We start from the raw sequence: 24679 nt of genomic DNA, 5'->3' as shown, positions 1-24679 counted from the left end.
GCACGGCGTCGGGTGGGACGGTCACGGGATGCGAATGTGTCGGTGGGGCGTGATCCAATCTTTTCCGTGGACGGACGCGGCGGTGACAGGCAGGGCGGGGCGACGCTCGTGCGGGCGCCTCGCGTCGCGCAGGCTCGTCGCACGTGGTCGGGCGACGCCCAGCGGTTGTTGACCAGTTTCTCGGATGCCGCCGAAGCCGCAGCCGACGGAGGTGCGGCGTGGCGTCCGTGGCAGGTGCTCGGCGGTCCCGGCACCGGCAAGACCTCGTTGATGGCCGATTACGCGGTGTCCCGCATCGCGGACGGCGACCCGGAATCGGTGCTCGTGCTGACGCAGTCGAAACGGGCTTCGGTCCGGATGCGCGAGCAGATCACCGCGGGACTGTTCGCCGGCGAACTTCCGGTGCGAGCGACGCGTGAACCGTTGGTGCGCACCGTCCACTCGTACGCGTTCGCCGTCCTGCGTCTGCAGGCGGCCATCTACGGCAACCCACCTCCTCGGCTTCTCACCGGCGCCGAGCAGGACGCCGTGGTCCGCGAGATGCTGCGAGGAGACATCGACGACGGCGCTGCCGACTGGCCGGAGAGGCTGCGCCCTGCACTCGGCATGTCGGGTTTCGCCACGGCGGTCCGCGATCTGATGCTGCGCTCGGCCGAACGCGGTATCGGGCCGGAGGACCTCGTCAAACTCGGCCGAAAGCACGGGCGCGAGGAATGGGTGGCCGTCGGCAAGTTCGCGGCGCGCTACGAGCAGGCCATGTTGCTGCGCGGTGCCGTCGGAATGGAGGCAGCAGGGGCGTCGGCGCCCGGGCTCGACGCCGCGGAGCTCATCGGCAGCGCGCTGATGGCCTTCGCGACCGACCCGGAGCTGTTGCAATCCGAGCGCGCCCGCATCAGGCACCTCGTCGTCGACGACGCACAGCATCTCGATCCACAAGCGGCGCACCTGATTCGGGCCATCGGCAGCAACACCGACTCCACCGTCGTCGCGGGCGACCCCGACCAATCGGTCTTCACGTTCCGCGGTGCCGACCCGTCGTTCGTCGCGGATCTGGCCGAGCCGGGGGATGCCCGCCGAGTGGTGCTGACGCACAATTTTCGTAGCGATCCCGTCGTTGCGAAGATCGCTCACTCCATCGCGGGCCGACTTCCGGGTCTCGCGCGTCATCGAGGTGCGGAGGCAGTCGGCGCACCGCGTTTCGGCGAGGCCAAGGCACTCGTTCGGGTGCACGCGTCGGCGGCCAAGGAGGCCACTGCCATCGCCGACGTCATGCGGCGCGCCCATCTGGTCGACGGCATGCCGTGGTCGGAGATGGCCGTCGTCGTGCGGTCGGTTCCTCGGGTCGTCGCACCGCTGCGACGAGCACTGCAGGCGGCGGGTGTTCCCGTCGTGACCCCGGCGTCGGAACTGCCGCTGCATCGGCAGCACGGTGCCGTGGGTCTGCTGTTGGTGCTGCGGTCCATGGTCGACGACTCGTTCGACGGTGAGGACGCGCTCGCGTTGCTGTCCGGTCCGATCGGCGGCGCCGATCCTGTTGCGCTGCGTCGGCTGCGCCGTGGCGTCCGGCGGATCGAGTTGGCCGCGGGCGGCGAACGCGACTCGTCGGAACTCCTGCGGGCGGTCATCGTCGACGCCGGATCCCGTCGCACGGATGGCGATGCGCCACAGTCGGATTCGTCGTGGATGTCCGAGCTCTCGGACGTCGAGTCGGCGCCGCTGCGTCGAGTCCTGTCGGTGGTGCGGAAGGCCGCTGCCGTCGCTCGACGTGGGCGCGGCGTCGAGGACGTGCTGTGGGCGGCATGGCAGGGCACCGGTCTGGAACGGCGGTGGGCATCGGTGTCGGCGTGGGGCGGCTCTGCGGGTGCGCAGGCGGATCGGGATCTCGACGCCGTCGTCGCACTGTTCGACGCCGCTGCGTCCTACGTCGACCGGTTGCCCCAGGCGCGGCTCGCCGGATTCGTCGACTACATCACCCAGCAGCAGATCCCGGGCACCCGCATCTCGGCGGCGGCCGCAACCGACGCCGTCACCGTCCTCAGTGCGCACTCGGCCGCGGGACGAGAATGGGAACTCGTCGCGGTCCCCGGAGTGCAGGAGGGGCTGTGGCCCGGGCTGCGGGCACGAGGCAGTCTCCTCGGTACCGAGTCACTCGTCGACCTCACGTCGGGTATCGCCGACGCCGCCTCGTTGATCGACGGCAGACTGTCTCGTACCGCACCGTTGCTCGCGGAGGAACGCAAGCTGTTCATGGTGGCGTGCAGCCGCGCTCGTTCCATCCTGATCGTCTCGGCGGTCGATTCGAGCACCGGCGACGCGGATCTCGTCCGGTCCCGGTTCGTCGACGAGCTCGTGGCGGGCAACGCCGGCGAGCAGGGCTCCCAGGACGCCGACGACTGGTCGACGCACGCACAGGACAAGGAGTCGAACGATCGGGTGCTCGCGCTGCCCATGTTGGTCGCTGAACTGCGAAGCGTCGTGTGCGATCCCGTCGTCGCAGAACAGGATTCCGCAAAATGGAATCGCGCCGCGGCGCAACTGGCGCGCCTCGCCGACGCGGGGGTCAAGGGAGCTCACCCCGACGAGTGGTTCGGGCTTGCGGATGTCAGCACCGATGCACCGCTGTGGACCGTCGACGACGGACCGGTTCCGCTGTCGCCGTCGACGGTCGAGCAGCTGACGACGTGCCCGCTGCGGTGGATGCTCGATCGTCACGGAGGCAACGACGGTGCCAACACCCATGCCGTGACGGGAACGCTCGTGCACACGCTCGTGCAGGCAGTCGCCGGCAACATGCCCCCCGATCAGGTCCGACGTGCCCTCGAAACAGCATGGGATGCCGTGGATCTCGGGTCGCAGTGGTTCTCGCGGCGGGAGCTCGATCGAACCGCAACGATGCTCGAGACGTTCGAAGCATGGCTACGCGGCACCAGGGGAGAACTGACCGAAGCCGGCGTCGAAGTGACGGTGCAGGGAGTGCTGCCTGCACGGACGGACGACGAACCGGCGGTGGCGTTACGTGGCCGTATCGACCGTCTCGAGCACGACGCCGACGGCAGGCCGGTGATCATCGACGTCAAGACGGCCAAGAGTGCTCTGTCGAAAGAAGATGCGCGGAGCCACAATCAGCTCGCGACCTACCAGGTCGCGGCTGCGGCCGGTGCTATCGAGGGGGAGCCCGCAGCACAACCGGGAGGCGCACGCCTCGTCTATGTGGCCAAGCCGCACAACAAGGACGGCGCGACACAGCGGATGCAGGAACCGCCGAGTCCCGAGACGCTGGAGGAATGGCGTGACATCGTGCACGCCGCGGCCGCCGCGACGAAGGGCCCTACGTTCAGGGCCTTCGTCAACGACGGGTGCAGGCACTGCCCGGTCAAGTCGAGCTGTCCCGCGCACGAGACCGGAAGGCAGGTGACCGACAGTTGACCACCCGATCCGCGCCGAAGAAGCGGCAGGAACGACCGGAACCCCGCATCGATCCGATCGAGTTGGCCCGTGCACTCGGTCAGAAACATCCCCCGACCGCCGAACAAGCCGCGGTCATCTCCGCGCCCTCGGGTCCGACCCTCGTCGTAGCCGGAGCCGGCGCCGGCAAGACCGAGACGATGGCTGCACGCGTCGTGTGGATGGTGGCCAACGAATTCGTCGACCCCGACAGCGTGCTCGGCCTGACGTTCACCCGAAAGGCCGCACAGCAGTTGACCACCCGTATCCGTGCGCGGCTGAACCGCCTTGCCGGATCGGATGTCGTCCGTGCCCTCGACCCGAGTCTGCACCTACGCGAGCGCATTCTGACCGGTGAGCCGGAGGTCAGCACCTACCACTCGTACGCGGGCCGACTCCTGACCGAACACGGCCTGCTGCTGCCGATCGAACCGTCGGCCACACTGCTGTCCGAGACCGAGTTGTGGCAGCTGGCCCATCGTGTCGTCAGCACGTGGGACGGTGACCTCGACACCGATCGCAACCCGACGTCGATCACCGAAGCCGTACTGGCTCTGTCCGGTCAGCTCGCCGAACACCTCGTCGATCCCGACGATCTTCGCGAGGCGCACACCGACCTGGACAAGCTCGTGCACGGTCTGCCCGCGGGCCCCAAGCAGCGCGGTGGCCCGTCGAAGGCGCTGCTCGACATCCTTGCCGCGCAACATGATCGGATCGCGTTGCTCCCTCTGGTCGAGCGGCTCGCGCAGACACTCAGGCGCGAGGGCGCGCTGGACTTCGGCAGCCAGATGTCGCTCGCCGCGCGTGTGGCCGCCGACCACGCCCCGGTCGGCCGCGCCGAACGCGAACGGTTCCGACTCGTTCTGCTCGACGAATACCAGGACACCGGGCACGCTCAACGCGTGCTGCTGTCGTCGCTGTTCGGCGGCGGATCGGATCCGACGCTCGCGCTGACGGCCGTCGGCGATCCCATGCAGTCGATCTACGGATGGCGTGGTGCGTCGGCAGCCAATCTGCCGCGTTTCGCGACCGACTTCCCACTCGCCGACGGAACGCCGGCACCGCGGCTCGAGCTGCTCACGAGCTGGCGTAACCCGCCCGAGGCACTCGAACTGGCCAATCACATCACCGAACCGCTGAGGCGCACGGGAGTTCCGGTTCCGACGCTGCGAGCGCGTCCGGGCGCTACACCGGGTGACGTCCGCCTCGCCGTCACCGACACCGTGCTGACCGAACGTGAATGGGTCGCCGATCGGATCGCCGACGAGTACCGACGTGCGCGTGACGAGGACCGACCTCCGCCCACTGCGGCCGTCCTCGTTCGACGCAACGCCGACGCCGAGCCGATCGCGGAGGTGCTGCGGTCCCGTGGCCTCCCCGTCGAGGTCGTCGGACTCGGTGGGCTACTGCACATACCCGAGATCGCCGACGTCACCGCGATGCTTCGACTGGTCGCCGATCCGATGGCGGGCAGCGCAGCGATGCGTGTCCTCACCGGGTCGCGCTGGCGGATCGGTGCGGCCGACCTACGCCAATTGGCGCGGCGGGCGAAGCGACTGTCCATCGCAGGTGGTTTCGGCGCGTCGGGACGCGTCGACGATCGGGCCGCACTCGACGCCGCCCTCGAAAGTTCGCTTCCCGGTGAACAATCCGAGGAAGCCGGTCTCGCCGACGCGATCGCGGACCCCGGGCCGGCAGAGCATTATTCGGAGGTCGGGTACCGCAGGATCACAGCGCTGGCCGCCGAGGTGCATTCGCTGCGCGAACGTATCGGCCAGCCGCTCACCGAACTGGTGGCCGACATCGAGCGAGCCATGGGCATCGGTGTCGAAGCGCAGGCGCGTACCGCGGCGGGCGTGGTCGGCGGGGTCGGGCGCGAACACCTCGACGAGTTCGCCGGCGTCGTGGCCGACTACGCCGACAATCCGACGGCTACAGTCACCGGGTTCCTGTCCTTCCTCGGTGCTGCCGAGACGGTCGAGGACGGGTTGGCGCCCGGCGAGGTCGAGGTGGCGCCGCATCGTGTCCAGGTGCTGACGGTGCACTCGGCCAAGGGCCTCGAGTGGGAGGTGGTGGCCGTTCCGCACGTCGCAACCGGAGTGTTCCCGTCGACGACGGCGTCGGCGACCTGGCTCGGCGCGCTCGCCGAACTTCCCCCGTCGCTACGCGGTGACAGGTCCGTCGCCCAGGAGGACGGCCGAATGTCCGAAGGTGTCCCCGTCCTGGAGCTGGAGGACCTGCACAACCGCAAGGACCTGCAGGACGCCGTCGACCGCCACAAGGAGGCGCTCGCGCGACGCCGGCTCGCCGAGGACAGACGTCTGTTCTACGTCGCGCTCACGCGCACCGAGCGTGCACTGTTCGTGTCGGCGCATCACTGGGACGAGAGCGCCACCAAACCGCGCGGACCGTCGCCCTTCCTGATCGAGCTGAAAGAGTTGGTCGACGAGCGAGCGCACGCCGGGTCGGCTCCGGTGGCGGTCGTCGACCGGTGGGCCGACGCGCCCGACGACGGAGTGGACAATCCGCTTGCCGCCGAACCACATTCGGCGCCATGGCCGCGCGACCCACTCGGAGCGCGACGGGCAGCGGTGGAGAACGGCGCCCGGGCCGTACTCGCGGCGTTGCGCGGTCGTGCCGACGGGACGAGCGAGCAGCAGAACGACGAGCCTCAGGACGAGAAGCCACAGAATGACAACGACGCCGATCCCGAGCAGTGGGCGGCGGACGTGGACGCTCTGCTGGCCGAACGAGCGGAACGGGCCGGATCCACTGTGACCGTTACGCTGCCGGAGAATCTGTCGGTCAGTCAGTTGGTCGATCTCGCGGCCGATCCCGATGCCTTGGCGTCGCGCTTGCGTCGTCCGTTGCCGTTCCCGCCGAACCCGTTGGCGCGCAGAGGTACGGCGTTCCACGCGTGGATCGAGCGGAGATTCGGCGCGACGCGGCTACTCGACCTGGACGAACTGCCCGGATCAGCGGACACGGGCGCTGCGACGGACGTCGATCTCGAGACGCTGCAGCAGGCCTTTCTCGACTCGGACTGGTCTCTGCGCAGTCCCGTCGAAGTCGAGGTGCCCTTCGAGACCTCGGTCGCCGGAACGGTTCTGCGGGGCCGGATCGACGCCGTGTTCGCCGATTCCGACGGCGGTTGGACCGTCGTCGACTGGAAGACGGGCGCCGAGCCGACTCCGAAGGAGGAGAAGTCGGTGGTGATGCAGCTCGCGGCGTACCGCATCGCCTGGGCCGAACTGATGTCTGCGGTGTCCGCCGAACCGGTTCCGCTCGAGAAAGTGCGCGCCGCGTTCCACTACGTGCGCAGCGGCCGCACCGTGGCGCCGGCAGAGCTGCCCGACGCCGACGCGTTGGCGGCGCTCATCGAGGGACGGACCGATGTCCGGTTCGATTCGGACGCCTCATGATTCGCTATGACGCGCGACGCCTCACCTTCAACGCCTCGGTCACCAACGGTATCTGCAGAGGAAGCCGCGCGAGCAGTGCAGCTTTGACAGCGGGGGACGTGGTACGGCTGAGCACGTGGCGGCGGGCGAGGTCGAGATTGGCCGGGAACACGGCGACGAACAGTGCGGCCGCGAGCGTGCCGCCGACACGACGCGTACGCGGGACCGACAGTGCCGCAGCGACACCGAGTTCCGCGACGCCGGACACGTAGGTGTACGTGCGAGCCTCACCGGGCAGGAAGGACGGTACCTGCATGTCGAAGAACGACGGCGTCGCGAAATGAAGTACCCCGGCTCCGCCCAGCAGCACCGCGAGACGCACGGCAGGTGCCCTGCTCTTGTCCTGTGTCATGGGGTACACCGTGCCACATCGTCATGGTCCACGAAGTCCGCGACGGTGTTTCGTCGCGCCTGGCGTCGCGGTACGGCAGAAGAGGGCTACGCTGCCAGCCGTGGACAGTCTCGTACTAGGTAGGCGACGTGGCAGGTAGATTGCGTGCTCGCTTGAGCGCCGGTGACACCTTGACGGAGCGGCCGGATTTCGCGCTCGTCGGTGTTCTTCGGGTTCCCGAACTGCAGAGCAGCCCGTGGCGCGCCATCTATCGCCGCATCCTGATCGCGCTCGCCGCGCTGCTCGTCGCCGCGCTGATCGTGTATCTCGACCGTGACGGATACCGTGACGCGCAGGACAACGAGCTGTCGTTCCTCGACGCGCTGTACTACGCGACGGTGTCGTTGTCGACCACCGGCTACGGCGACATCACCCCGATCGCGCCGTCGGCGCGTCTGGTGAACATCCTGGTCATCACCCCGCTTCGAATCTTCTTCCTCATCTTGTTGGTCGGCACGACGCTCGCAGTTCTGACCGAGCGGTCTCGACAGGCATTCAAAATTCAGCGATGGAGGCGCACCGTGCGCAATCACACCGTGGTCATCGGTTTCGGAACCAAGGGCCGCACCGCCGTCGACGCGATGCTCGGCGACGGCGTCGCCGCGTCGGACATCGTCGTTGTCGACACCGATCAGGCGGTCCTGGACTCCGCCTCGAACATGGGTCTTGTGACCGTGCACGGTTCCGCGACCAAATCGGATGTGTTGCGGCTCACCGGCGCACAACATGCGGCGGCCATCATCGTGGCCACTAACCGCGACGACACCGCGGTGCTCGTGACGTTGACCGCGCGTGAGATCGCGCCGAAAGCGAAGATCGTCGTCGCGATTCGTGAAGCCGAGAACACGCACCTGCTGCGGCAGTCCGGCGCCGACTCGGTCGTCATCTCGTCGGAGACAGCAGGTCGACTGCTGGGTATCGCGACGTCGACGCCGAGCGTCGTCGAGATGATCGAGGATCTGCTGACGCCCGAGGCAGGCTTCGCCATCGCCGAGCGCGAGGTCGAGCGCGACGAGGTCGGGGGCTCACCTCGACATCTCACCGACATCGTGCTGGGAGTGGTACGCGGCGGCAAACTGTTCCGCGTCGGATCACCGGAAGTCGACGCGGTCGAAGCCACGGACCGGTTGCTGTACATCCGACGTGTGGGGGAGTGACGACGCACGAATCCGGCACGTCGCCCGTCCGCGATAGTGTCTTCACCGTGCCACGTTTCGAGCTTTCCCAGCCTCCGCTGCTGTCCCGTTCTCCGTTGCATAGAGCGGAAGAACTACGTAGAGACACCGCGGCGCTGCGTGCAGGCTGGCCGACCGCGCGCGTCATCGAAATCGATCACCGAGGTCAGCTGCGCGTCGACGAGTCCGGCATCGTCTACACGCCGGCCACCGATATCTCGGCGGAACCTGCACTCGACGCGGTGTTCCTCGGCATTCACGAGGATCGCCATCTGTGGGCCAAGCGCGTCGGCGTTCTCACCGGCAAGCTGGCAGACTTGCGTAGCTTCGCGGAGTACCTCGACGCGACCGAACTGTCGATTCTGACGAGCGCGCTCGCGATCCTGAATTGGCACGCGGGGGCGAGTTTCAGCGCGCTCGACGGCGCCGCCACGACGCCGTCGGCCGCGGGATGGTCACGCACGAGCACGTCGAACGGACACGAGGAGTTTCCTCGCACCGACCCGGCGGTCATCTGTCTGGTGCACGACGGCGCGGACCGGGTCCTGCTCGCTCGCGCGCCCGCATGGCCCGAGCGTCGTTTCTCGGTGTTGGCGGGTTTCGTCGAGGCGGGCGAGTCTCTGGAAACCTGCGTTGCGCGCGAGATCAAGGAAGAGGTCGGGATCACGGTGTCCGACATCACGTACCTCGGCAGTCAGCCCTGGCCGTTCCCGCGATCGATCATGGTGGGTTTCTCCGCGATCGGCGATCCCGACGAGCCTCTCGAGTTCGTCGACGGCGAGATCGCCGAGGCGTTCTGGTTCGACCGAGCAGAGGTCCAGGCCGCACTGAAACTCGGAGACTGGGCCGCCGACGCGGACTCCCGACTGCTGCTGCCCGGCTCGATCTCGATCGCCCGAGGAATGCTCGAAGCCTGGGCCGCCGCCGCGTAGGCGGGCGACGACGGCGCTCACGCAGTAATCAGAGAGACAGCGCCTGCTTGACGGCGGCCAACGACGGGTTGGTGGCCGTCGAACCGTCGGCGAACTTGACGGTCGGGACGACATGGTTCCCGCCGTTGACGCTGCCGACGAACTCCGCGGCCGCGGGGTCCTGCTCGATGTCGATCTCGTCGTAGGCGATTCCTGCCTCGTCGAGTTGCGTCTTCAATCTGCGGCAGTATCCGCACCACGTGGTGGAGTACATGGTCAGTGCTGCGGCGTTCTCGGTAGTAGTCACGCCACCAGTCAACACGTCGACCGTGGTGGTTGTTCCGTCGCGGTCGACGCCGCTCGACCGGTCGCGGGTGTTGTCGGCACCCCCTGACATGATGGTCGGCATGCCAGTGGACTCGATGCTCGCCGGGTTGGATCCCGAACAGTCCGCTGCGGTCTCGGCACCGCGTGGGCCCGTGTGCGTACTTGCAGGCGCCGGAACAGGCAAGACGCGCACCATCACGAGGCGCATCGCGCATCTGGTGTCCGCGGGCCACGTTTCCGCAGGCCAGGTACTGGCGGTGACGTTCACTGCCCGTGCTGCAGGAGAGATGCGTGGGCGTCTGCGTGAGCTCGGTGTCGGCGGAGAAGGACCGCCGGTTCAGGCCCGCACGTTCCACGCGGCAGCGCTTCGGCAACTGAAGTACTTCTGGCCTCAGGTCGTCGGAGACACGGGATGGCAGCTGCTCGATCGGAAATTCGCGCTGGTCTCCCAGGCCGCGCATCGCGCGGGCGTGTCGACGTCGACGGACGCGGTGCGCGACCTGGCGGGCGAAATCGAGTGGGCCAAAGGCTCGCTCGTCGCGCCGGAGGACTACGCGGCCATCGCGGCCCGCGTACGACGTGAAGTTCCCATGGACGCGGGCAAGGTCGCGTCGGTGTATGCGGGGTACGAGGACCTGAAGACGCGCGGTGACGACGGCTTCCTGCTCGACTTCGACGACCTACTGCTCCACACCGCTGCCGCACTGGAAGAGCATTCCGCGGTCGCCGACGAGTTCCGCGAGCGCTACCGGTGCTTCGTCGTCGACGAATACCAGGACGTGACGCCGTTGCAGCAGCGTGTTCTCGACGCGTGGTTGGGGGAGCGTGACGACCTGACCGTCGTCGGAGACGCCAATCAGACCATCTACTCGTTCACGGGTGCGACGCCGCGGTATCTCCTCGACTTCTCGCGTCGCTTCCCGGATGCGACGGTCGTACGCCTCGAACGTGACTATCGTTCGACGCCGGAGGTCGTATCGCTGGCCAACCGGGTCATCGGTGCCGCGCGGGGACGTATCGCCGGAACGCGACTGCAATTGATCGGTCAGCGGCCCCCGGGTCCGGAGCCGGAGTTCACCGAGTACGACGACGAACCCGCCGAAGCAGACGGCGTCGCCCGGGCGATCAAGCGCTTGATCGCCAAAGGCGTCGAACCCGCCGAGATCGCCGTGCTGTATCGCATCAACGCGCAATCCGAGGTGCACGAGCAGGCGTTGACAAACGCGGGTATTCCGTACCAGGTTCGCGGCGGTGAAGGCTTCTTCAACAGACCCGAAGTACGCCAAGGCATTTCGGCATTGCGCACTGCGTCCAGCCGCGACGACCTACCCGAGGAATCGAAGTCGGGTGCAGGCCTGCCGTCGCTGGTGCGTGCCGTGCTCGCGCCGCTCGGTTTGACGGCCACTGAGCCGACCGGTGCGCAAGCGCGGGAGAAGTGGGCGTCACTCGGCGGTCTCGTGCAGGTCACCGAAGAGTTGATCGGTCAGGACCCCGAGCTCGATCTCGGTCGTCTGCTGCACGAGCTCGCCGCTCGTGCCGAGGCGCGTCACCCACCCGTCGTGCAGGGCGTGACGTTGGCATCGCTTCACGCGGCCAAGGGCCTCGAATGGGACGCGGTGTTCCTCGTCGGGCTCGCGGACGGCACGCTGCCCATCACGCACGCGCTCGGCAACGACCCCAGCGCCGACAACGAGGCGGCCGTCGAGGAAGAGCGTCGACTCCTCTATGTCGGCGTCACCCGCGCTCGTGAGCACCTGCAGCTGTCGTGGGCACTGGCACGCAACCAGGGTGGCCGCAAGTCGAGGCGCAGGTCGCGGTTCCTCAACGGGTTGATTCCGGACGACTCGCCCGCGTCGCGCATCGCAGCGCCTGCAGCCAAGAAGTCCGGCCCCAAGTGCCGCCTGTGCGGTAAGCCGTTGATCGGAACGGGCGCCACCATGCTCGGGCGGTGCGAGTCACACCCGTCCGACGTCGACATCGCGCTTCTCGACGCGTTGAAGTCCTGGCGTCTCGACAAATCGCGCGAGATGAAGGTCCCGGCGTACGTCGTCTTCAGCGATACGACGCTCACGGCCATCGCGGAGCAGCAGCCGCAGGACGACCGTGGGCTCGTCGCCATTCCGGGTATCGGTGCCAAGAAGTTGGAGCGGTTCGGAGAGGACGTTCTCGCCGTCGTCCGGGAATCGTCGACCAAGTAGTCGAAGTGGTGCCTCGATGACACGAAACCGCAGGTAGAAAATAACTTGTGCGGTGTCGATCACGGGGTTTAGTCTGTTTTCACCGCTCACGGGAAGCCGCGAGCATGCAGTGTGTCCGTGTCGAGTCGAGATGAGGAGGTGGAGAATCGTGAAGAATTCGATCGTTGCCCAGTACGCAGGCGTTGTCGCTGCTGACCTGTCCACGTGGATGGTTCAGGATTCCGCTCACCCCCTCGCGTCCGGTCGCGTCGCACCCGCAGCAGCCAGCACGGCTGTCGTAGGCACCGCCGCGTTCGCCGGCACCGCAGCAGCAGCGAAAAGCGCAATTCCAGCTACACGTCTCCGCCGCGCATACAGCGCGTCCGTGATCGACAGATATCGAGAGCATTCTCGGTAGACCACGTCGATTCAGCCACCACAGGCCACGGACCCGCAGACGCGGACCGTGGCCTTTTTCGTTCGATGAGTCCCCTCGGATTCGAACGTTCGGCCTCCGGGTTCGCACCAGTTTCAGAAACCGTGAATACGCCGCACGAAAAGTAGAGGAGACCGACGTGTCAACCGCCACGATCCGGACGACATGCCGATTCGAGACCGAGAACACCACCGCGACAACGGTTTCGATCACGTCGCTGACCATGGGCGCGCAGCGCGGAACACGCCCCGCCGACGAGATGGCCGTTCCGTGCCGAGCGGCGGATCCCGACCTGTGGTTCGCCGAAACCCCGGGGGAACTCGAGCAGGCCAAGGCACTGTGTGCCGACTGCCCGATCCGCCGGACCTGTTTGAGCGCGGCCCTCGATCGGGCCGAGCCGTGGGGCGTGTGGGGAGGCGAGATCCTCGATCAGGGTGTCGTCATCGCACGCAAACGCCCGCGTGGCCGCCCCCGTAAGAACAGGGCCGATCAGCAGGTTGCGTGATGCGAGTCCACTTGTGATGCCCGGCTTTTCGACGACGATCGGGAAGATCAGACGTCGTCGGTGAAGCCGGGCATCCATTCCGTCAGGATGGCCATGTAGGGGGCGTACGCGTCGAGCTGCGCACAGATGCCGACGAGACCTCCGAGTACCCGGAAGATCATGATGTGTTCGGCGGGCATGTTCAGAGCTCGCGCCGTTCGGAACTGCGCGCTGTCGAAGTCGGCTGCTGTTCCCGCCGCTTTCTGTAGCCACGACCGAGTGAAGTGGAAGGAATCCGTGCGGATCGGGTCCGTGAACGGGCGCAGATAGTCCGCGATCTCCTTCGCGGTGACCGTCCGGCCGGGAATGACGAATCCGCTCTCCACGCACAGTGCGACCAGTTCGTCGAACCGTTCCTCGCGCGCGAGTCGCACCATCCTGCCCAGAACGGGAGGTAGCCCGTTCGGCATCGGCGCCGTAGCTCCGAAGTCGATGACGCCGAGGCGTCCGTCGGGCAGCAACATGAAATTCCCTGGATGCGGGTCCGCGTGCAGCAGACCGGCGCGAGCCGGCGCAGCGAACGCGAACAGCGCGAGCAGGGCGCCTGCGTCGTTGCGCTGGTCGGCGGTTCCCGACGCAATGATCGACGACAGGGGCGTACCGGTCATCCATTCGCTGACGAGCACCTTCGGAGCACTCGCGACGACACGGGGAATCGCGAACTGTGGGTCGTCGGCGAACTCTTTCGCGAATGCGCGCTGACTGTCGGCCTCGATGCGATAGTCGAGCTCGTCCTCGGTCCGTGCGATCAGCTCGTCGAGCACGGGCTTGACGTCGGCGCCGGTGAAGATCGCGCTGAAGGTGCTCGCGAAACGTGACATCGTCTTCAGATCCGCGCGCAGTGCGTCGTCGGCGCCCGGGTATTGAATCTTGACGGCGACATCGCGACCGTCCGTCCACACCGCGCGGTGGACCTGCCCGATACTCGCCGATGCGACAGGGGTGTCGTCGAACGACTCGAACCGTGATCGCCAGGCCGTGCCCAGCTGGCGATCGAGCATGCGATGAACCTTGGCTGCCGGCAGTGGCGGCGCGGACGACTGAAGCTTGGTCAGTGCTTCCCGATACGGCTCGGCGAACTCCTCCGGAACGGCCGCCTCCATGACGCTCAGCGCCTGGCCGAACTTCATTGCGCCGCCCTTGAGTTCGCCGAGAACCGAGAACAGTTGTTCGGCGGCCTTGGCCGCGAGATCCGAGTCGATCTCCTCGCGATTGCCACCGGCGAGCTTCTTGCCGAAACCGACCGCGGCCCGTCCTGCGATACCGATGGGGATTCGAGCGAGCTTGGCGGTTCGGGCTGATCCCCGACGAGGAATGTCTGGCACGTACCCATCATGGCTGACGGACGACCATCTCGCCCATAGTGCAGGTAAGAGCGCCGTCACTCGGACGAACGCCCGTCATTCGTGCGCGCAGTCGCACCTGGGGTGGCGGGACCATCGCCGCGTCGTCGTACGGTTCGACGCGAGGTCGATCTCGAGCGTCGTGTCGATCATCGGCGTCGAGTCACGCTTCGTGCAGGCGTCGATCTGAGCCAACGCGAACGCCGCGGTGGCGAGAACGGTCGGTCCGCTGGCGTCTCCCGTGCGTCCGAGTAGCTGCGCCGACACGTAGGGCCACTGCGGATCCAACGCGCTGCGGGTGAGTTCCAGACAGCGGAGGCACGTCGATACTCCGGGTAGGACGAACGGCCCGACGATCCCGACCCCGTCGCGCAACCGAATCTGCAGATGGGGGGTGCGCGTCGCAGCCAGCGCCGTGATCGTCTGCGGGTCCGCCACGAGATCGTCCGCGAGCACGACGAGATCGTTCTGCCAGTGGCCCTCGTCGTAGCGCAGAAGACGACGAGGAGGGTTCGACGATCGTGTCACGGCGATCGTCGACGCGGTGAGACCGTGCTGGACGGCGTCGGCGAGCGGGCCACGTCCCACGATGTGCAGTGTCGACACTCGAGGTTCGGGGGTTGTCGCGCAGTCGACGAGAAGCCCGAACTCGGCGAGTTCGGCCAGAAGCGTGGATGTCGTGGGCGCGGACATTCCCCGCGTTCCGGCGTACCAGACGATGTTCGCTCGCGAGGCTTTGCCGTCGAGGCGGGACAGAACGTCGAGGACGACGTCGGGCGGCACGTTGGGGAGAGCCGTGAGCACGTACGAGCGATCGGGATTCAGCCCGAGCCGGATGGAGCCGTCTCGGAGGACGAACGCGCCGACACGCAGTTTCGGTCTGCGCACGAGTGCACCAATGGACATGAAAGAACGATGACACGGTGGTGCTCGGCGTTTCCGCCCTACGACACGAGTTGTCCACAGGCAGCCGACCCGCTGACCTGGCATTCCATCGAAAAAGAGGGGTGGATCCGACAACGTCGGATCCACCCCTCTTCTTCCTGCGATCAGGCCTGTTCGTCGCCGCCGTCGCGCTTGTCGCGTTCGGAGCGTTCCTGCTCCTCCGTTGCCTTCAGCATCGCGATGGGATCGTCGAACTCGCTGGTTCCGCCGCCGACGACACCGTCGATGAACGATGCCGGATCGTCGAGGTCGGACGACGTCGGAAGCAGGTCCGGGTGGGCCCACACGCCGTCGCGTCCGTCGATGCCTGCCGCTGCAGTCAGTCGGCGCCACAGTTCGCTGGCTTCACGAACGCGACGAGGACGCAGTTCGAGGCCGATGAGTGTGGCAAACGTCTGCTCGGCCGGACCGCCGGACGCGCGCCTGCGGCGGATCGTCTCGCCCAGCGCCACGGCACCGGGGAGTCGTTCGCCGAGAGCGTCCGCGACGACGACCTCGACCCATCCCTCGACGAGGGCGAGCATGGTCTCCAGACGTTCGAGTGCCAGCTTCTGCTCCGGGGTGGTCTGCGGTTCGAACGCACCGTGCTGGAGAATCTCCTCGATCTTCGACGGGTCCGTCAGCGACGCCGGGTCCAGTCCGGACGCCGCTTCCTCGATCGCCGAGAAGTCCATCTTGATGCCACGCGCGTACTCCTCGACGGTCGCGAGCACCCGTTGACGCAGCCACGGAACGTGGCTGTAGAGACGCTGGTGGGCGGCTTCACGTGCGGCAAGGAAGACGAGGACTTCGCGTTCGGGCTGCTCCAGCCCGTCGGTGAAACTCGCGATGGCGTCGGGAAGCAACGCGGCGACACCGCTGGGACCCAGCGGGATTCCGATGTCGGTCGAGGTCAGAACCTCTTTCGACAGCTGCCCGAGCGCCTGGCCGAGCTGCGACCCGAACGCCATTCCGCCCATCTGCGTCAACATGCCCATCATGGGACCGGCCATCTGCTGCGCCTCGGCGGGCATTCCGGACGTCCACATGCTCGAGATCTGGGCTGCCACCGGGTCGCACAGACGCTTCCAGGTGTCGATGGTGTTGTCGAGCCAGTCGCCCGGCGTCCAGGCAACCGTGCGCGACGCACCCGCGGGAAGCGTCGTCGATCCGTCGAGCCAGAGCTCGGCGAGATGTGCCGCGTCGGCGATCGCGTCGGTCTTGCCGGCCGACACGGGAGACACCGTACCGATCTGCTGTCGGGCGAGCTGGGTGGCCAGGTCGTAGTTCACCGGACCCGAGCCCGCGGAACCCGCGGTGCCCATGCCGCTCAGCATCTGACCGAACTGTGTGAGCATCTGGCCCAGCGCGGCGGGGTCGAAGCCTTCGGCACCGAAGCCGAAGCCGCCCGGCATGCCGGCCTGGCCGCCGTCTCCGCCCTGATCCTTCTTCTTGTCCGGATCGTCGTCGGGGCCCTGAAAACCGAAATTGCTCATGGTTCAACGGTACAAGGCATACAGGCCGGTGGCACCGCTGGTTCTCACGCTGACGGCGAACACGATTGCCGCTGCGAAACACCGCCTGGCACGCCCGTGGGAGGGGTCTCACATCCGCTGCACAGACATCGGTTCTAGTCTTTGTCGGGTGAATCGTAGGATCGCCACTCTCGTGGCCGCTCTCGTGCCGGTCGTCGTACTCGGCGTCGCAGGAACCGTCGTCACCGTCCCGTTCGCTGCGCTCGGCCCGGGACCCACCTACAACACTCTCGGCGACGCGGACGGTCGCCCGGTGGTACAGATCGACGGCACCGACGTCGACCCCACCACCGGGCATCTGAACATGACGACCGTGGCGGTCCGCGACCAGTTGAACATCTTCGAGGCGTTCGGCTTCTGGGCGAGCGGACGGCAGGGCCTCGTTCCTCGCGAAGAGGTGTACCCGCCGGACAAGTCGAAGGAAGAGGTTCAGCAGAGCAACCAGGCGGACTTCGAACAATCCGAAGACAGCGCCGAACTCGCCGCACTGCGACACCTGGGCTATCCGGTGGTGCTGACCGTCGGAACCGTGGCGCCCGACGGTCCTGCCTCTGGCTTGCTGAACGAGGGCGACCGTGTGGTGTCGATCGACGGCGCTCCGATCGACACCGTCACGGGGGTGCGTGACGTCGTCAGCGCCCACTCTCCGGGCGACGTGATCGTCGTGCGGGTGTCCACCGACGGAGTCGAACGCGACGAGTCCGTCACGTTGGGCGCCCGGCCCGACGACGCCGAGAAGGGGTACCTCGGTGTGACACCGACCGAGGAACCCGACGTTCCGTTCGACGTCACGTTCAACCTCGCCGACGTCGGCGGGCCCTCGGCGGGCTTGATGTTCAGCCTCGCCGTCGTCGACAAGCTGAGTCCGGGGGAGCTGAGCAACGGTGAGTTCGTCGCCGGCACCGGCACGATCGCCGATGACGGGGCGGTCGGACCCATCGGAGGCATTCCGTACAAGTTGATCGCCGCGCGTGACGCGGGTGCGACGACATTCCTGGTGCCGTCGCAGAACTGCGACGAGGCCAGTGCGAACACGCCCGACGGTCTGCGTCTGGTGAAGGTCGACTCACTCGACGGCGCGATCGACGCGCTCGAATCGATCGGAGCGGGCGGCGACGCGCCGTCGTGCAGCTGACCGCTTGCGAATCAGGCGGCGTCGTCAGTCATCGGATTCGTTGTCGAACGTCGCGTACAGGGCCTGCACGATGTTCGGCGCCAGATCCTCGTAGGTGAGCAACTCGGCGGCACCGAACGGGTCTGCGTCGTCGTCGGGCTGCATCTGCAGCAGTGCCAACGACGGACCGTCCTTGACGACGGCCGCGATCAGACGGCCGTCCTTCCGTTCGGGATGCGCGTGTGCAGTCAACCGGGCGGCCTCGTCGGCTGCGTCGCGATCGGCGAGCAACGGCGTCAACGCCTCGTCGAGGTCGGACTCCGCCGTCGGCGGCAGCACGACGATCTCCTGAACGAGCGCGCAGCCGACGACGCCGTCGGGCCAGCTGGTGGTGGCGAGGAATTCCTCCAGCGCGGGTGAACCGCCCTCGATGTCCTCGGGAAGCGAGTGCTGCTGGATCGGCGTCAACGCCGAGCCGTCGGCGATGTCGTCGAGCAGGCCCGGCTCCGCCGCGGCGAGGACGGACGTCGGCACGAGGGCGAAGATCTGCGGAGATTGGCCCCACCCCTCGGCGTCGACGAAATCCGCGACCTCGCGCGCACAACGCGCGAGTGCCGCCTCTAGCTCGTCGGGGCTCATGTCCATGTCACTGCCGTCGAATCGGTGGTCGTCGAAATCGCTCACCTGCTCATCCTCGCATCGACGTGCCCATCGACGTCCCCCGGCCACTGCGGGACAGGACGGGTGTGGCCGGGCTACCGAGCGGTTCCGTACAGTGGTTCACAAATCGGACAGGCGACGCACGTTGTGCGTCGCCGAAGCCATCTGCGGTACACGCTGTATCGCCCGAAGTTGGAGTGTGGCACGTGGGCATGAGGGCCCCCACCGGTCTACCGTCGTTGTCGCGGCGGAGCCGGATTCTGCTCGTATTGGCATTGGTCCTCGCAGCGTTGCTGCTTGTCGGTCCGCGCCTCATCGACACCTATACGAACTGGCTGTGGTTCGGAGAGGTCGACTTCCGCCAGGTGTACACGACCATGCTGGTCACCCGGGCGTTGTTGTTCCTGATCGTCGGAGTGCTCGTTGGCGGTGTCGTGTTCCTGGCACTGCTGCTGGCGTATCGCAATCGCCCGGTGTTCGTGCCCGTTGCAGGCCCGAACGATCCGATCGCTCGGTACCGGACCACCGTCATGAGCAGGCTTCGTCTGTTCGGAATCGGAATCCCGGTCGCGTTCGGCGTCATCTCCGGTTTGATCGCGCAGACCAATTGGGTTGTCGTGCAACTGTTTCTGCACGGCGGCGACTTCGGTCGCGTCGATCCGCAGTTCGGTCTCGACGTCAGCTTCTACTCGTTCGATCTGCCGTTCTACCGCTTCGTGCTGAACTGGTTGTTCGTTGCGACGCTCATCGCGTTCTTCGCCAATCTGTTGACGCAGTACGTCTTCGGCGGTATCCGCCTCGCGGGACGCGAAGGTGCACTGACGCGTGCTGCGCGCGTACAGCTCGCAGTCCTGGCGGGCGCCTTCGTTCTGTTCAAGGCCATCGCCTACTGGCTGGACCGCTACTCGTTGCTGTCGAGCAGCCGTAAGGAACCGACGTTCACCGGCGCAGGCTTCACCGACATCAACGCGGTCCTGCCGGCCAAGCTGATTCTGCTGGCGATCGCATTGATCTGCGCTGCAGCATTTTTCGCCGCGATCTTCCTGCGTGATCTACGCGTCCCCGCGTTGGCGACGGCGTTGCTCGTGCTGTCGTCGATCCTCGTCGGTGCCATCTTCCCGCTGTTGATGGAGCAGTTCTCGGTGCGCCCCAACGCGGCGGAGAAGGAAAGCGCCTACATCGAGCGGAACATCGCCGCGACGCGTGACGCGTACGGCATCGGTGACGACGTCGTCGAATACCAGGCCTACTCGGGGGAGGGTTCCCAGAACCCGCGCGAGAGTCAAGCCGACATCACGACGATCGCGAATACCCGGCTCCTCGACCCGAACGTGTTGTCTCGCACGTTCACTCAGCAGCAGCAGCTGAAGAACTTCTTCGGTTTCCCGGCGACGCTCGACGTCGACCGGTACGAAATCGACGGCCAGCTGCAGGATTACATCGTCGCGGCTCGTGAGCTGTCGCCCGAGAGCTTGACGGGTAACCAGACCGACTGGATCAACAAGCACACGGTCTACACCCACGGCAACGGCTTCGTCGCTGCTCCGGCGAACCGCGTGAACGCGGCCGTGCAGGATCCGACGGCCGAGGGCGCCAACAGCAACAGCGGTTACCCGATCTACACCGTCAGTGACATCGCGTCGCAGGGAACCGAACAGGTCATCCCCGTCGATCAACCGCGCATCTACTACGGCGAGGTCATCGCACAGTCGGATCCCGACTACGCGATCGTCGGTACCGGCGGCGAGGGCGAGGACCGTGAGTACGACACCGACACCTCGCGCTACACCTACACCGGTGCGGGTGGCGTGTCGGTGGGCAACTGGTTCAACCGGTTGGCGTTCGCGGCGAAGTACGCCGAACGAAACATCCTGTTCTCGGGTGCGATCGGCGACAATTCGAAGATTCTGTTCAACCGCGATCCGCGTGAGCGTGTACAGAAGGTCGCTCCCTGGTTGACGACGGACAGCGACTCCTACCCGGCAGTGGTCGACGGCAAGATCGTGTGGATCGTCGACGGCTACACCACGCTGAAGGACTACCCGTACGCGCAGCGCGCGTCGTTGGACGGCCTGACCGTCGACAGCTTGGAACCCACTACCGGTCGCCCGCTTCCGAAGGAAGAGGTGTCCTACATCCGCAACTCGGTGAAGGCCACGGTCGACGCCTACGACGGAACCGTCACGCTTTACCAGGTCGACGACAAGGATCCGGTGCTGAACGCGTGGATGGGAGTGTTCCCCGACTCGGTCAAGCCGTCATCGGAGATTCCGGACGATCTGCGGTCCCACTTCCGCTACCCGGAAGACCTGTTCAAGGTCCAGCGCGAGATGCTCGCCAAGTATCACGTCGACGACCCGAACGAATTCTTCACCAACAACGCGTTCTGGTCCGTCCCGAGCGACCCGACGGTCGACGGTGGAACGGATCTGAATCAGCCGCCCTACTACGTGCTGATCGGCGATCCGGAGACCGGTGAACCGTCGTTCCGGTTGACGAGCGCGATGGTCGGCTTCAACCGACAGTTGCTGTCCGCGTACATCTCGGTGCGATCCGACCCGGAGAACTACGGCAAGTTCACGGTGTTGCAGCTACCGACGGACACGCAGACACAAGGTCCGCAGCAGGCGCAGAACTCGATGACATCGGACTCTCGTGTGGCATCGGATCGAACGCTGTTGCAGCAGTCCAACAACATCCAGTACGGGAATCTGTTGACTCTGCCGATCGCTGACGGCGGAATCCTGTACGTCGAACCGCTGTACACCGAACGCAACACTGCGTCGACGTCCACGTTCCCGCAGTTGACGAGAGTGCTCGTCAGTTACCGGGAACCGGGAGCCGGGGGAGGCGTGCGCGTCGGGTATGCGGCGACGCTGTCCGAGGCGCTCGACCAGGTGTTCGGTTCCGGCACCGGGTCCGCGGCGACCGCACCGGGTGGTGACGCGTCGAATCCGCAGTCCACGGAGGAGGAGCCGACACAGTCGGGCACGCAGGCGACCACTCCACCGCCTGCCAACGCGCCGACGCAGAGTCAGCCGCCGAACTCCGATGCGGTGCAACGACTCGACGCTGCGTTGACCGAGGTGCGCTCCGCTCAGCAGAGTGGTGATCTGGGACGGTTGGGTACCGCGTTCGAGGCGCTTCAGCAGGCGATCGACGCGTACCAGAACGGCCGCTGACTCTGCACCCGTGAAGCTCGGAAATTCACTGAGCTGCAACCGAACACGACAACTGAATTGCGAAAACCGAAGCGGCGCCGTCACTGTCTTCCACAGTGACGGCGCCGCTTCGTCGTCGGATCGTCGACGCGATCCGAACTGCGGTCAGCCGAGAAGGTGTCGGCCGAACGTGTTACCGGCCGAACGAAGCCAGCGCCGGCTGTGCGGCGGCGACTGCCTGATCGAACTGCGCGCTGAGCCCGTACTGGCTCGCCAGTGCCGAAGCCTGGTCGAAGCCGTGCTGTGCGACAGCGGTGGCGTGATCGATGTACTGCTGAGCGGTTGCCTGGTACTCGGGTGCGACCGGCAGCTGCGGTGCTGCGGGTGCCTCGACTGCCGGGGCGACGGGTGCGGGCGCCTCCTGGACGGGGGCTTCCTCGATCGCGGCCGCCGGTGCGACGGACGTGGACTCGCCACTGGTCAAGTGCTGACCGCAGACGGGCCATGCGCCGACGCCCTGGGTCGCGAGGACGTTCTCGGCGACGCGGATCTGCTCGGCCTTCGATGCGCCTGCGGGTGATCCCGAGCCGCCGTTGGCCTCCCAGGTGCTCTGCGTGAACTGCAGACCGCCGTAGTAGCCGTTTCCGGTGTTGATGCTCCAGTTGCCGCCGCTCTCGCACTGTGCGACGCCATCCCAGTTGTGCCCGGCAGCGTTCGCGGTGCCCATGGAGACGCCGAGGGGAATCGCAACGACGGCGCCGGTCACGGCAGCCCATCCCAAAGCACGCTTGCCGAATGATGTGTGTGTGGTCATGCGGGTGAATCCTCTCCGCGCTAGCCTGCGCATCTCGTAAGACGAACATCGATCGATGTGTCTCGCGTCGGTGTACGAACGGTCACGGGTTCGTACTTCTCGCGCCTCTGCCCCCGTGCCAATCGGGGAACCGGTCCCCGCGGGGCAGAGAGTCGCAGCGGCGGGGGCGGTTTCGGCCCTGGTTTCTAGGACCGATCGTGAAGGTAGTCCAGTAATCTGGTGACGTCACACAGAGATTTGGTGGCTGGCTTGTCCACATGTTGAGACAAAGAACGGCGTTCGCGCAGGTCGATCCGGGTTGCGACGGATTCGTTTCCGCTTCGTTACACCGTTGTGATGTGACGCAGATCACCGGTAAACCGTGATGCAGCGCACCCATTTCTGTGCATTTTCGACGATGAAGCGAGGCCGTTCGGCACCGACGGCGATCGGGAAGCAGGCCCGGGCCGTGAATTTGCTTATCCTCGACACCGTCCTGTAACTTTGCGTTCGCAACGCGGGGTGGAGCAGCTCGGTAGCTCGCTGGGCTCATAACCCAGAGGTCGCAGGTTCAAATCCTGTCCCCGCTACCACCCACAAGACCGGCACTCGCGCGAGTGCCGGTCTTGTTCGTTTTCGGGCGGTCAAATGCGTGCTTATGTGCGCACATAATTGGCTAGTCTGATTCCGTGCCTCTTGCCGACTCGCGGTTCCGACGCCTGTTCACCGCCCAGATCCTGGCTCTGATCGGTACCGGGCTGACGACGGTTGCACTCGGACTCGCGGCGTTCGACATCGCCGGATCCGACGCGGGTGCCGTCCTCGGCACGGCCTTGGCCGTCAAGATGGTCGCCTACGCCGCGGTGTCACCCGTCGCGTCGGCCCTGACCGCACGCGTGAACCGTACGACGGTTCTGGTCGCCGCCGACGCGGTGCGTGCGGCGACCGTGCTCGTACTTCCGTTCGTCGTCCATCCCTGGCAGATCTACGCGCTCGTGTTCGTCCTGCAGTCCGCGTCGGCGACGTTCACACCGGCGTTCCAGTCGACCATTCCCGCGCTACTGAGGGAGGACGTCGCCTACACGAAGGCATTGTCGCTGTCCCGGCTCGCGTACGACCTCGAGTCGATCGTCAGTCCGATGGTGGCGGCAGCTCTGCTGACCGTGGTTTCGTACCACGTGCTGTTCGTCGGAACGGCTGCCGGCTTCGCCGCGTCGATGAGTATGGTCCTGAGCGCCCGATTACCGTCGATGAGATCGGTCGACCCGGTGCCGTTTCGCACGCGAATCACGTCCGGCGCACGCAACTTCGTGACTCGAGCACCGTTGCGGGGAGTAGCAGCGATGAACCTCGTCGCGGCCGCGGTGACGAGTGTCGTCGTCGTCGACACGGTCGTGTACGTCCGTGCGCGGCTGGATGGGTCCGCGGATCAGGTAGCGCTGCTGTTGGGCTGCTTCGGCGCAGGCTCCATCGCCGTTGCAGTGTGCCTTCCCCAGCTGCTGAAACGTGTCTCGGACCGCACCGTCATGCTGACAGGATGCGCGGTAGCGGCGTTGACGACCGCCTGTACGACGATCTTCGCTGTCGCCGTCACCACCAGCCCGACCTCCTGGATCTGTTTCGCCGTCCTGTGGGTGGGTGCGGGAGCAGCGGCGTCGGCAATAGGCACTCCGACGGCCCGCGTGATCCGTCGCTGCGCCGCCGACGACGAGCTGACAGCGCTGTTCACGGCTCAGTTCTCGCTGTCACATGCGTGCTTTCTTCTGACGTACCCGATCGTCGGGTGGGTCGGTGCGGCAGCGGGACAATCGGTCTCGACGGCGATCTCGGCCGTGCTCGCTACACTGGCGACGATTGCAGCCTCGTTGCTGTGGAGGTCGAGTGAGGGAGGTGGCGATGACCGAATCGGTGCCGACTCGAAGTCCGAGTCTCGACCACGGGACGAACCCGGACCGCGTCCGGCTGGAATCCGCCAGTGACATCTTCCGCATGTTGGCCGATCCCACACGGCTTCACCTGCTGTGGATTCTGTCGCACGACCCGTCCGACGTGTCGACTCTGACAGAGGCTACCGGTGCATCGCGGACAGCGGTCAGTCAGCATCTCGCGAAATTGCGCTTCACCGGAATGGTCGAGACGACCAGGGACGGCCGACGCGTCGTGTACCGGATCGTCGACGGGCACCTCGCACGACTGGTTCGCGAGGGCTTCAACTATGCGGATCACCGGGTGACCGGCGAACCGCCGCACCGGTGACGCGCAGAAGGGCAGCCGGATTCTGGA

18 protein-coding genes and 1 tRNA gene are annotated in these 24679 nt (G+C 66.4%); 12 read left to right on the top strand and 7 right to left on the bottom strand.

Annotated features, from left to right (window positions below):
• Positions 1-66 precede the first annotated feature (66 nt).
• Both DK926_RS18190 and DK926_RS18185 read left to right on the top strand, forming a co-directional pair.
• The gene (locus DK926_RS18190) at positions 67-3426 is read left to right on the top strand and encodes an ATP-dependent DNA helicase (RefSeq protein WP_243636886.1); all 3360 of its coding nucleotides are present in this window, start codon (positions 67-69) and stop codon (positions 3424-3426) included.
• Entirely contained in the window at positions 3423-6866 is a 3444-nt protein-coding gene (locus tag DK926_RS18185) for an ATP-dependent DNA helicase (RefSeq protein WP_279387095.1), read from the top strand. Before DK926_RS18190 ends, DK926_RS18185 begins: the two co-directional genes overlap by 4 nt.
• A gap of 4 nt (positions 6867-6870) precedes the next feature.
• Here DK926_RS18185 and DK926_RS18180 read toward each other — a convergent pair whose 3' ends face one another.
• A complete protein-coding gene (locus DK926_RS18180; RefSeq protein ID WP_114331562.1) occupies positions 6871-7257 on the bottom strand; it encodes a hypothetical protein in 387 nt (128 codons plus the stop codon).
• A gap of 128 nt (positions 7258-7385) precedes the next feature.
• Between DK926_RS18180 and DK926_RS18175 the strand changes: the two genes are divergently transcribed.
• Positions 7386-8453, top strand: coding sequence for a potassium channel family protein (locus DK926_RS18175; protein ID WP_068421423.1), 1068 nt, complete (start codon positions 7386-7388; stop codon positions 8451-8453).
• Positions 8454-8500: 47 nt separating this feature from the next.
• On the top strand, positions 8501-9403 hold the full coding sequence (nudC, locus tag DK926_RS18170) for an NAD(+) diphosphatase (protein WP_114331609.1): 903 nt from the start codon (positions 8501-8503) through the stop codon (positions 9401-9403).
• A 28-nt stretch (positions 9404-9431) separates the two neighbouring features.
• Here the strand turns inward: nudC and DK926_RS18165 are convergent, their stop codons facing one another.
• Positions 9432-9656: a mycoredoxin gene (locus DK926_RS18165; protein WP_114331608.1), complete on the bottom strand. Its 225-nt coding sequence runs from the start codon at positions 9654-9656 to the stop codon at positions 9432-9434.
• A gap of 124 nt (positions 9657-9780) precedes the next feature.
• On the opposite strand from DK926_RS18165, the gene DK926_RS18160 reads away from it, so the two are divergent.
• From DK926_RS18160 to DK926_RS18150, 3 genes are all read left to right on the top strand, one after another.
• Complete coding sequence (locus tag DK926_RS18160; protein WP_114331561.1) at positions 9781-11907, top strand: ATP-dependent DNA helicase UvrD2; 2127 nt, start codon at positions 9781-9783, stop codon at positions 11905-11907.
• A 148-nt stretch (positions 11908-12055) separates the two neighbouring features.
• Positions 12056-12304: a hypothetical protein gene (locus DK926_RS18155; protein WP_114331560.1), complete on the top strand. Its 249-nt coding sequence runs from the start codon at positions 12056-12058 to the stop codon at positions 12302-12304.
• 241 nt (positions 12305-12545) lie between these two features.
• On the top strand, positions 12546-12827 hold the full coding sequence (locus DK926_RS18150) for a WhiB family transcriptional regulator (protein ID WP_114331607.1): 282 nt from the start codon (positions 12546-12548) through the stop codon (positions 12825-12827).
• A gap of 47 nt (positions 12828-12874) precedes the next feature.
• Here the strand turns inward: DK926_RS18150 and DK926_RS18145 are convergent, their stop codons facing one another.
• From DK926_RS18145 to DK926_RS18135, 3 genes are all read right to left on the bottom strand, one after another.
• The gene (locus tag DK926_RS18145; protein WP_068421411.1) at positions 12875-14191 is read right to left on the bottom strand and encodes an AarF/UbiB family protein; all 1317 of its coding nucleotides are present in this window, start codon (positions 14189-14191) and stop codon (positions 12875-12877) included.
• Positions 14192-14266: 75 nt separating this feature from the next.
• Entirely contained in the window at positions 14267-15115 is an 849-nt protein-coding gene (locus DK926_RS18140) for a hypothetical protein (protein WP_114331559.1), read from the bottom strand.
• A 143-nt stretch (positions 15116-15258) separates the two neighbouring features.
• A complete protein-coding gene (locus DK926_RS18135) occupies positions 15259-16629 on the bottom strand; it encodes a zinc-dependent metalloprotease (RefSeq protein WP_114331558.1) in 1371 nt (456 codons plus the stop codon).
• A gap of 148 nt (positions 16630-16777) precedes the next feature.
• On the opposite strand from DK926_RS18135, the gene DK926_RS18130 reads away from it, so the two are divergent.
• A complete protein-coding gene (locus tag DK926_RS18130; protein WP_068421402.1) occupies positions 16778-17803 on the top strand; it encodes a PDZ domain-containing protein in 1026 nt (341 codons plus the stop codon).
• A gap of 24 nt (positions 17804-17827) precedes the next feature.
• Here DK926_RS18130 and DK926_RS18125 read toward each other — a convergent pair whose 3' ends face one another.
• Positions 17828-18427, bottom strand: a complete 600-nt coding sequence (locus DK926_RS18125; protein ID WP_068421609.1) for a PPA1309 family protein — start codon at positions 18425-18427, stop codon at positions 17828-17830.
• Positions 18428-18648: 221 nt separating this feature from the next.
• Here DK926_RS18125 and DK926_RS18120 point away from each other — a divergent pair, with 221 nt between their 5' ends.
• Complete coding sequence (locus tag DK926_RS18120) at positions 18649-21624, top strand: UPF0182 family protein (protein WP_174551345.1); 2976 nt, start codon at positions 18649-18651, stop codon at positions 21622-21624.
• 172 nt (positions 21625-21796) lie between these two features.
• Here the strand turns inward: DK926_RS18120 and DK926_RS27225 are convergent, their stop codons facing one another.
• Positions 21797-22417 (bottom strand): transglycosylase family protein, encoded by a 621-nt coding sequence (locus tag DK926_RS27225; RefSeq protein WP_114331557.1) that lies wholly within the window; start codon positions 22415-22417, stop codon positions 21797-21799.
• A 495-nt stretch (positions 22418-22912) separates the two neighbouring features.
• Here DK926_RS27225 and DK926_RS18110 point away from each other — a divergent pair.
• The 3 genes from DK926_RS18110 (at position 22913) to DK926_RS18100 (ending at position 24652) form a co-directional block, all read left to right on the top strand.
• Positions 22913-22989 (top strand) — tRNA-Met (locus tag DK926_RS18110).
• 96 nt (positions 22990-23085) lie between these two features.
• Entirely contained in the window at positions 23086-24375 is a 1290-nt protein-coding gene (locus DK926_RS18105) for an MFS transporter (RefSeq protein ID WP_114331556.1), read from the top strand.
• Complete coding sequence (locus tag DK926_RS18100) at positions 24293-24652, top strand: metalloregulator ArsR/SmtB family transcription factor (protein ID WP_084423537.1); 360 nt, start codon at positions 24293-24295, stop codon at positions 24650-24652. The genes DK926_RS18105 and DK926_RS18100 overlap by 83 nt, the downstream gene beginning before the upstream one ends.
• Positions 24653-24679: the final 27 nt, after the last annotated feature.

Source organism: Rhodococcus sp. Eu-32 (assembly GCF_003336925.1).
GTDB lineage: Bacteria > Actinomycetota > Actinomycetes > Mycobacteriales > Mycobacteriaceae > Rhodococcoides > Rhodococcoides kyotonensis_B.
Note: the sequence above shows the minus strand (reverse complement) of the source record. Positions and strands in the feature narration are given on the sequence as shown.